At 39.6% G+C, this 9865-nt stretch carries 10 protein-coding genes and 1 pseudogene; 4 read left to right on the top strand and 7 right to left on the bottom strand.

All coding sequences use genetic code 11. The features are described from left to right. The 6 genes and pseudogenes from AC559H_RS06340 to AC559H_RS06315 form a co-directional block, all read right to left on the bottom strand. Nucleotides 1-546, bottom strand: a pseudogene (locus AC559H_RS06340) (hypothetical protein); the annotation flags it as partial. Nucleotides 547-755: 209 nt separating this feature from the next. Further along, nucleotides 756-1496, bottom strand: a complete 741-nt coding sequence (gene purC / locus AC559H_RS06335) for a phosphoribosylaminoimidazolesuccinocarboxamide synthase (RefSeq protein ID WP_026794049.1) — start codon at nt 1494-1496, stop codon at nt 756-758. Between the two features lie 92 nt (nt 1497-1588). Next, nucleotides 1589-2467: a dihydropteroate synthase gene (folP, locus tag AC559H_RS06330; RefSeq protein WP_026794048.1), complete on the bottom strand. Its 879-nt coding sequence runs from the start codon at nt 2465-2467 to the stop codon at nt 1589-1591. A 258-nt stretch (nt 2468-2725) separates the two neighbouring features. Next, nucleotides 2726-3451: a triose-phosphate isomerase gene (gene tpiA / locus AC559H_RS06325; RefSeq protein ID WP_026786618.1), complete on the bottom strand. Its 726-nt coding sequence runs from the start codon at nt 3449-3451 to the stop codon at nt 2726-2728. Between the two features lie 133 nt (nt 3452-3584). Further along, the gene (locus AC559H_RS06320; protein WP_026786619.1) at nt 3585-3770 is read right to left on the bottom strand and encodes a PCP reductase family protein; all 186 of its coding nucleotides are present in this window, start codon (nt 3768-3770) and stop codon (nt 3585-3587) included. Nucleotides 3771-3825: 55 nt separating this feature from the next. Continuing rightward, nucleotides 3826-4707, bottom strand: coding sequence for an alpha/beta fold hydrolase (locus AC559H_RS06315; protein WP_026786620.1), 882 nt, complete (start codon nt 4705-4707; stop codon nt 3826-3828). Between the two features lie 378 nt (nt 4708-5085). Here AC559H_RS06315 and AC559H_RS06310 point away from each other — a divergent pair, with 378 nt between their 5' ends. Then, a complete protein-coding gene (locus tag AC559H_RS06310; RefSeq protein WP_052330970.1) occupies nt 5086-5676 on the top strand; it encodes a hypothetical protein in 591 nt (196 codons plus the stop codon). 10 nt (nt 5677-5686) lie between these two features. Here the strand turns inward: AC559H_RS06310 and AC559H_RS06305 are convergent, their stop codons facing one another. Further along, nucleotides 5687-6565 (bottom strand): hypothetical protein, encoded by an 879-nt coding sequence (locus tag AC559H_RS06305; protein WP_026794047.1) that lies wholly within the window; start codon nt 6563-6565, stop codon nt 5687-5689. Nucleotides 6566-6778: 213 nt separating this feature from the next. Between AC559H_RS06305 and AC559H_RS06300 the strand changes: the two genes are divergently transcribed. From AC559H_RS06300 to AC559H_RS06290, 3 genes are all read left to right on the top strand, one after another. After that, the gene (locus AC559H_RS06300; protein ID WP_026786622.1) at nt 6779-7660 is read left to right on the top strand and encodes an MBL fold metallo-hydrolase; all 882 of its coding nucleotides are present in this window, start codon (nt 6779-6781) and stop codon (nt 7658-7660) included. An 82-nt stretch (nt 7661-7742) separates the two neighbouring features. After that, nucleotides 7743-8804 carry a bifunctional riboflavin kinase/FAD synthetase gene (locus AC559H_RS06295; protein WP_026794046.1) on the top strand — a complete coding sequence of 354 codons (1062 nt, stop codon included), beginning with the start codon at nt 7743-7745 and terminating at the stop codon, nt 8802-8804. Between the two features lie 84 nt (nt 8805-8888). Beyond that, nucleotides 8889-9797 carry an AAA family ATPase gene (locus AC559H_RS06290; protein WP_026794045.1) on the top strand — a complete coding sequence of 303 codons (909 nt, stop codon included), beginning with the start codon at nt 8889-8891 and terminating at the stop codon, nt 9795-9797. Nucleotides 9798-9865: the final 68 nt, after the last annotated feature.

Here is a 9865-nt window from a genome sequence, read left to right as displayed (position 1 = left end):
GGCTGAATTAGAAAAATCATTAGCTTCAGTATTGCTAATTTCAGATGAAACCTCGGTTGAAACTTGTGCTAATTTTTCTAAATCTTCTGTATTTTTACCTTTATTTAGACTAATATAATTTTCTGGTAAAACCTCTGATTCCGTAGGATTCAAAGAAGAATCTAAAGCAGAATTAATTAGAGGTTGAGATGGATTAAATTCGGGTAAATTTTGAGAATAGGAAGTATTAACCCAAGCATAGGAAACCTGGTTTCCTATGGATTGACCTAGAGAAAAAGCTAGATCTGGATACGGCGATTTAGTTTTATTTAAAACTATTCCTTCAAAAGAATTAATAGGTGTAGAGGGAATACTCTGATTAACATCTAAAGATGGTTTTGCATGGGTTTCCGATTGGTTTAAACTCGGATTTATTTGATCAAAAGCTTCTTGAGAACTGAGGGAACTTTCAGATTCTGAATAGGCGGTTTGACCATTTGCAGAGTTTGATAATCCAAACGTAGCTGAAGCAGTAAAAACCGCAACTAAGACGGGAGATAAACGCATGATACTCACTCTTTTAGACAATCCCACACCTACAATTTGTCGATCCTCAGCGAAGGCTTAGAGAGATGGTTACACCCGTTGCCATTGCTGCGACATCTGACATCTTAACAAGCTTTGACACTTCTACATCGAAAAGCTTTGAAAATCACAGGTTGCGATCCCCCCACACCCCATGACAACAGGATTTAGGGGGATCAAAATATTTAGCTTTATTCCGATGGGTTGGAGGTATGCTCTAAAACCCGTTTAAGCACTTGTTGATACCCAGATTCAACATTTCCTAAATCTCGACGGAAGCGGTCTTTATCCAAAACTCGTCGGTCGGGGTCTGTTTCGGATTGATCCCACAAACGACAGGTATCAGGACTAATTTCGTCGGCGAGTACCAATTGACCCTCAGAAGTCATCCCAAATTCTAATTTAAAATCCACTAAAGTAATCCCACATTCATTAAAAAATTCCGAGAGAATTTGATTAATTTTTAAGGATAATTGGGTAATTTTTTCCAACTGTTCCGGCGTGGCTAATTTCATTAATAATAGCCGTTCCCGTGTTAATAATGGATCGCCTAATTCATCATTTTTATAGCAAAATTCTACTAAAGTCGGTTCAATAATTGTACCCGCAGGAATCCCAGTTTGTTTACATAAACTTCCCGCCGCAATATTGCGAACAATCACTTCTATCGGCACAATTTTAACCCGTTTCACCCGCATTTCATTGGGGGTAGGACAATCAATATAATGGGTCGGAACTCCTTTTGCTTCTAAACATTGAAATAGATGGCTAGAAATCGCATTATTAATTTCTCCTTTCCCTTGAATTGTTCCGCGTTTTTGAGCATTAAACGCCGTCGCATCATCCTTGAAATAGGCGAGTAATATTTCATGATCATCCGTGGGATAGATGATTTTGGCTTTTCCTTCGTAGAGTTTTTCGGGAGTAGACATAGAAATAGACTATTGAAAGGTTAAACAATTAATTATAAATCAGATTATATTTATTTTAACAGCTATTGTCGCTTAAGTGGCAATAATAATTCCTAATCTTTTTCGAGAATCACCCGATAAATAGCATCCGCAACTCGACTCACATCCACCATTTCTTTAACATCATGAACTCGTAAAATATCCGCACCATTAGCAATAGCCACCACACAGGTCGCTGCTGTTCCCCAAACCCTTTGTTTTGGGTCAGGTTGATTTAAAATATGACCGATAAAACTTTTTCGAGATGTTCCGACTAAAATCGGACAATTGAGCGATCGCAATTTTGTTAAATTCCTCAATATTTCTAAATTCTGTTCAAAGGTTTTTGCAAAACCAATCCCCGGATCAATAATAATATTTTGAGGTGAAATTCCTTCGGCGATCGCTTCTTTAATTCTATCTTGTAAAAACCCTTCTAACTCCCTAATTAAATCCTGATAATCGGTCAAAGTTTGCATGGTTTTTGGCGTTCCTCGCAAGTGCATTAAAATAATAGGAACCTGCAATTTAGCCACCATAGATAACATTTCAGCATCAAAAGTAGCCCCGGAAATATCATTAATAATATCCGCTCCGGTTTTAACTGCAACTTCCGCCACATGAGAACGAGTTGTATCAACAGAAATCGGAATATTTGCTAATAATTGATTAGCACTATTTCTAATGGTTTCAATCAAGGGAATAACCCGATTTAATTCTATTTCTAAACTCACAATTTCCGCCCCAGGACGGGTTGATTGTCCCCCAATATCAATAATATCAACTCCCGCTTCCACCATTTGTTGTGCTTGATGCAAAGCCCTTTCTAAACTATTAAAATCTCCCCCATCGCTAAAACTATCAGGAGTTACATTCAAAACCCCCATAATATAAGTTCGTTTTCCCCATTCCAGACTTTTATTTCTAATATTTAAAGGGTTGAGAATAGTCATAAATTTTTATAGTTAATTACGAATTACGAATTACGAATGGGTAATAGGTAGCGGGAAAAATATAAGTTTGATCTATAAACTTTTTAACTGTAAACTCTTTAACTGATATAGCAACCGCCAAGGCAGTTAAGACACCAGACGGATCTTGGAACCCAGACGGTAAAGTGTTTTCCCCCGGTGTTCCCTGCCCCCCAGCCCCCCGTGCACGGGGGGTTTGGGGGGGCTGTTCCGGTGTTCCCTGCTATAACTGATGACTGATTATTGATAATTAACAATACGGGCAAAACCTTCTGGTTGTAAACTAGCGCCTCCAACTAAAGCCCCATCAATTTCTGGCTGTGCCATAATCTCATCAATATTATCAGGTTTGACAGAGCCACCATATTGAATAGTGACATTAGAATTGACTAATTTACTGCGAATTAAACCAATTACCCGATTCGCTTCAGTGGTTTCACAAGTATCCCCAGTTCCGATTGCCCAAATCGGCTCATAAGCAATCACTAAATTATTTTGATCAACCCCAATTAAATCCTTTTCCAACTGAGAGAAAATCACCCCTTCGGTGTCTCCAGCATCCCGTTGTTGTTTGGTTTCTCCCACACATAAAATGGGGGTTAAACCATGGCGTTGAGCCGCTCTAAGTCGCAAATTCACAGTTTCATCGGTTTCGCCAAAATATTGACGTCGTTCACTGTGACCGACAACAACATAACGGATACCAAATTCTAGTAACATCGGGCCAGAAATTTCCCCCGTGTAGGCTCCAGAATCTTCCCAATGTATGTTTTGAGCGCCGGGGAAAATTCGACTCCCATGTAAACTTTTCGACATGACACCCAATGTGGTAAAGGGTACACACAGCACCACTTCCCGGTCTTCTGGAGTATCATCTAAATGATTAGTAAACCCTTGCAGAAACTCTTGAGCTTCCGATTGGGTTTTAAACATTTTCCAATTACCCGCAATAATTACTTTTCTCACCGTTAATGTAATTAACCTTAAAAAACAATAAAATCCTACCCTTCAGTTTAAAGCGTTAGGGTCAATTTTTATAGTCAGGGGGTCGGGGAGAGTTAAGAATCAAGTTCTGGGTTTTGTTTTTTAAAGGGATGGGTTATTGGCCAAATTCTAAGCGGGCTTGTTCCACCATTTCTGGGGTCACAATTCCTTGTTCGGCTTCCCTGGCCAGTTGTTCAATACGTTGTCTAGCCTGAGTCCGAACAAAATAGGGAATATTTTTTAGTTTGACTTTGGCTTCGGGAAGCCACTGAAGTTCATCGAAATAATCAGTGTTAGCCATAAACTTAACCGTCACTTTGGAATCATAGTCTTATTTTACCTAGGGTTGAACAGCCTTAAAGCATTTTCAGAAATTGACGAATTACCCCAATGGTAACGGCGGGAAGTTCTAAATGGGGCGTTAATCCCACATTATCTATTTTTTGAAAAACCTTGACCGCCGTTGGATTTAAGTTAGCTAAACGTTCACCCGTTTCGGGACTGGTAAAAGATGATTTCTCACCCCAAATAATACCCGTAGGCGTGATCAATTGACTGATATATAAGGATAAATCAAAACACAAATCTCCCCCCACAAAAGACAAAGCTGCGTATTCGGCATTCGGTTGTTGAGCCGATTTTAAATAAGCCTCCACAATTTCGGAATAAATTCGATCAGGTTGGGCAAATTGGCGATTGTGTAAAAAACCGTAAATCCCAGCAGGATTAGCAATTCCGGTAAAATACAAAACTCGATCTAAGAAAGGTGTTTTCACTATTTGGCTGAATAAACTTTGTCCATAATCTTTGCCAAAATCAGATAATCCAGAGGGAGTTACTAAAATAAGTGATTTAAACAAATCAGGACGTTGAATTGCGACTCGAATGCTAAAGGCTGCGGTTAGGGAGGAGGCAATTACAATAGCGGGAGTTGAACAAGTTTGTTCTAAAAATTCGGTAATTGTGGTTAGATAATCCTCAATTTTATAACTTTTTGCTGGATGTTCTGAACGTCCCCAACCGATTAAATCGGGGGCTAAAATTTGGTATTCATTCGCAAAGGCGGGATAAACTTTTGACCATTCATAAGCAGAAGATCCCCCACCAAAGCCATGTAAAAATACTAATGGGGGTAATTCTTCATTAATATTCCAGGGGGCAGTCTCCGCCGTGTAATAGACCATTCTGCCTAGAGATGTGACAATTGAACGCTGACCAAATCCATTGGGTTCAAACATTATTAACCTCTTGAAAAATAATAAGTAATGGGGATCGCGGATTTAAGAGGATTTCACGGATTTCACTGATTTTAATTTGTGTTAATCTGCGTAATCTTCTTAAATCCGTGATCGGTAATGGGTAATAACAAGAGTTTACCTCCCCTGTCTCCCCTGCCTCTCCTTGCCAAATCTTCCCGATTCCGCCTCAGAACCTTTGTAGGATCTTGTTAATCCTAGACCAGTGTTTGCAAATTTTCTCCACTTGTTTATAATAGGGGGTGATACCCCTCATGGGTTAAGCACTTCTTTTTGGACACATCCTCCTAAAAGATAGCAGTTTGACACCAGAACGGTGGAATCAACCCTGTCGTATCAATAATTTGGCTTTGGGTAATTATGAAAAACCTTATGATAGACGAAGACTTTCCGGCGGTTGATGTAATTGAGCTCTTTGAGTTAGAAACTCCTATTTATTCTGAATCCAATTCTGCTGAAATTACTGTTTATCCTCAACGGGGAGAACTAAATTTAGATCAAGAATTTACAATTAAAACCTCCACTAAAATTCGGTTAGCATTAGAAGACTTAAATTGTTTTGAAGTAATTGAAAATCAGTTTAAACATTGGGGTATTACTTTTAAGAATGCGATCGCTCTCCAACCGTCTAATCCCGCTTTTGTGATTAAACCCACAACGACTGTCATCATGGGTGCGCCCAAAGGGGGACACTTAGAAATCAACTTTAAATATCCCATTCATAAATTTTGTGGAATGATTACCAGTTCTAGTGCAACGGTTTTATCCGCTTATGATACCGAAGGCCAAAAAGTAGCAGAAACCGGAATGAGCGTTTCCCATCATATTAGTTCCGATGCCCTTAATTTCCCCCATGCTCAATTAAAACTCACGGGTTTAAATATTCAAAAAGTAACTTTTGAAACCTTTGATGGTCAATTAATTTTACATCATTTTCAAGCTCAATTCTAAACTTTAATTTCTAAGAATAATGCTGATGATTCTGTTCCAGAATTTGTAACCCTTCCAATAACGCTTCACGGACGAAGGGTTCATTTTCTTGATATAACATTAACTGAAAATACTCAATAACATGAGTCCGATCAATACCTTGAAAAGACTGGAGGGTGGGTAAAGGTTGCCAACGTTGGGCTTCTAATAATAACTGTCGATTTCCCAAACCTTGGGGAGAATCTTTAAAAGATTGAGTGATTTGACGGACAGCAATCAAGCGTTTCAGACTATTCTCCTGGGTTAAATCTTTTAACCATTGATTGAGTTCGGATTTACCCAAATCGGATTTTTGTTGATACCATTGCCCTAAAATCAAACCCAAAATTCCTAAAATTCCTAAATTTTGTCCAATTAAACTTAACGCAATTTCTGGACTCTCGGAACTTGTCCAAATTGATAAACAAATATAGAGAAATACCCCGGAACTCACCCCACTCCCCAGCGCCAATAAAAATTGACGTTGAGATTTTTCCAGGTGTCGATACCAGTCCCATTGGTTGAAGTTAACCGGAAGTTCCCGTAGACGATATACCCAACCGACGACCGCCATTGCCAAAGCCGTTGAAAACAAAAGTTTACTATTCCACCAGCCCCAAATTCCGCATAGAATCAGGAGGAATAACCAACTTCTCAAACGTTCCGACCGACGGTGGCGTAATCGTTTCCAAGGTTGAACCCAGTTCAGATTAAGCCCTAGCGGTAAAGCCAGGAACATCTGGGAAGAATTAACTCTCCTATCCCTGGAATATAATAGAGTTTGAACTTGATGCAGGAATTGCTGACCGTTGGTTGATAGGCTAATCCGAATTAGCTCAAGATGATCAAGGGTTTTACTGACTTTATCCATTCTGACGATCCCAAGTTAAGTCTTGCGTTTTGTGATCTCAAATTTGATCTAATATTAAAATGGCATTATGGCTAGTTTATGGCATTTTGTCACATTAGCTAATATTGATCCGAGATCAACTCGCATTTCAATCGGTTACGATTAAGTTTTCCAGCCAAAACTTAATTATCTTAACCCACTCAACTGCCTAACTCCAACTAGCAATTAACACCTATGTCTAATTTACAAAACCAGTTCACGGTTCACTTTTGGGGAGTCAGAGGGAGCATCGCTTGTCCGGGTTCGGAAACAGTTCGCTACGGGGGAAATACTCCCTGTGTTGAAATGCGGGTTGGTTCAGAACGGTTGATTTTTGATGGGGGTACGGGTTTACGAGTCCTCGGACAATCTTTACTTGCTCAAATGCCTGTAACTGGGCATTTATTTTTTAGTCATTATCATTGGGATCATATTCAGGGATTTCCATTTTTTGTTCCCGCTTTTATTAAAATTAATACTTTTTATATCTATGGTACAATCGCCCCCGATGGTTCAACGGTGCAGCATCGTTTGAATGATCAAATGCTCCATCCTAATTTTCCAGTTCCTTTACAAATTATGGGAGCAGACTTAAAGTTTGTTGATATTAATGTGGGTAAGTCGATTAAAATTAGCGATGATATTGTTGTTGAAACAGCTTTATTAAACCATCCGGGGGAAGCGGTCGGATATCGAGTTAATTGGCACAATTATTCCGCAGCTTATGTCAGTGATACGGAACATTTTCCCGACCGCTTAGATGAAAATGTGTTATTTTTAGCCAGAAATGCTGATGTTTTAATTTACGATGCTACCTACAGTGATGAACAATATCATTCTGAAAAAACCAGTAAAGTAGGTTGGGGACATTCTACTTGGCAAGAAGCAGTCAAGGTGGCAAAAGCAGCTAATGTTAAACGGTTAGTAATTTTCCACCATGACCCCCTGCATAATGATGATTCTATGGATAAAACTGGAGAACAAGTTGCCGAACAGTTTCCAAATAGTTTAATCGCCAGGGAAGGATTGTCGATTCAGTTAAGTTCACCTTTGAATTCAAGTCCTCCTGTCTCCTAGTTAGCCTAACTCTAGGGTTGATTTAACAGGATTTTCTGACAATGGCGATCGCAAATTTCAAAATTATGTCAAAATGTGAAGCGTGTGGATAACATCATCGCTCGATACCATATTAACGCCCACTGCCGTTGCTTTAGGGAACTTTGATGGCTTACATCGGGGCCACCAACAGGTGATTCAGCCGATTTTAAGTGTACAGCCGCAAATTGATTCCCGACAACGGACAGAGATGCTTTTAACTAACCCCGTCGCCCAGTTGACGCGGGATAGATTTCCTTTGGATAGTAATTTAGGAGAATCGGAACTCGGTTATAGTACAGTTGTCACCTTTCATCCCCATCCTCAAGAATTTTTTACAGGTCAACCCAAAAAGTTACTAACTCCCCTAGATGAAAAAGCGGAATGGTTAAAAAGAATGGGAGTAAAACAGTTAGTTTTATTACCTTTTGATCAACAAATGGCGGCTTTATCCCCAGTAGAATTTGTGGAAAAGATTTTAATTCAAAAATTACAACCTAATTATATTAGTGTCGGAATTGATTTTCACTTTGGGAAAAAACGGGCTGGAACTGTTAAGGATTTAGAAAAAATTGCCGGAAATTACGGAATCAAGGTAGAAACCGTTCCTTTATATTTATGTGAAAATGGCGAACGGATTAGTAGCTCAGAAATTCGCACCTCCTTAGAACAAGGTGCGATTAGTCGAGCCAATCAATTATTAGGAAGATCCTATCATGTAGTTGGCTCGGTGGTTCAGGGTCAACAGTTAGGACGAACTATCGGATTTCCCACAGCTAATTTACAATTACCCACGGAAAAATTCTTACCTCGCTATGGGGTTTATGCCGTAAAAGTATCGGAAATGGGGGTGAAATCACTCACAGAAACGGGAAGTGATGCTAATTTTGAGTTAGTGAATCATCCGGGGGTGATGAATATTGGCTGTCGTCCAACGGTCGCAGGTCAAAACATCACCGTGGAGGTTCATCTGTTAGATTGGTCGGGGGATTTATATGGTAAAACCTTAAATGTTAGCCTAGAACAATTCCTGCGCCCAGAACAGAAATTCACCTCTTTAGATGCCCTCAAAACTCAAATTCACGCGGACTGTTTACAAGCTAAGGAGATACTATACCCCATGTAGAGACGAGCCACGGCGCGTCTCTCTATCGGCAAGGATTATAATTGACACAATTGCATTTTGTCCTACTATCAATAAAAATATCCCATGAAACAACGAATTGAACTTCTAAAACAGAATTTAAGCCGGACAATTGTAGGCAAAGAAGACGCCATTCGGCTGACATTAGTAGCTTTATTAGCCGGGGGTCATGCACTATTAGAAGATGTTCCGGGTGTCGGTAAAACCCTATTAGCAAAATCCCTAGCTCGTTCGATAGCAGGACAGTTTCATCGGATACAATGTACACCGGATTTATTACCTACAGATATCACCGGAACTAATATTTGGAATCCCCGAACTGGGGAATTTGAATTTTTACCAGGGCCGATTTTTACTAATATTTTATTAACCGATGAAATTAACCGGGCAACCCCCCGAACTCAGTCGGCATTATTAGAAGTAATGGAAGAAAGACAAGTTACCGTTGATGGAGTTTCTCGGTTAGTTCCAAAACCATTTTTTGTCATCGCAACTCAAAACCCCATTGAATATCAAGGAACGTTTCCCTTACCTGAAGCCCAAATGGATAGATTTTTATTATCCCTAACTTTAGGATATCCCACGGAAGCGGAAGAATTGCAAATGTTACAAGGATTATCTCATGGAATAACGGTAGATGATTTAGAACCTTGTATTTCTCAGGATGAGGTATTAGAAATTCAAAATTGGTGTCGTCAAATTAAGATTGAAACATCATTACAACAGTATATTCTAAATTTAGTTAGAGCTACAAGAGAATCGGATGAAATCACATTAGGGGTGAGTCCTCGCGGTGCAATTTCTTTACATCGAGCCACTCAAGCCCTAGCATTTTTATTAGGTAGAGATTATGGCACACCGGATGATGTCAAATACCTAGCGCCCCATGTCTTATCCCATCGTTTAATTCCGGCGGGTGGAAGGCGGGCAAAAACAATTATTGAACAGTTATTAAGGACAATTGCCATACCCTAGTAGTGAGGCGTTCACGCCTCTTTAGGATGCGCTTAAGCGCAACAACATATCCCCATAGGATGTTACAG

The organism is Planktothrix prolifica NIVA-CYA 540 (genome assembly GCF_963864145.1).
In the GTDB taxonomy this organism is placed as follows: domain Bacteria; phylum Cyanobacteriota; class Cyanobacteriia; order Cyanobacteriales; family Microcoleaceae; genus Planktothrix; species Planktothrix agardhii.
The sequence above is the reverse complement of the archived record's forward strand: the minus strand, read 5'-3'. Positions and strand labels throughout refer to the sequence as shown.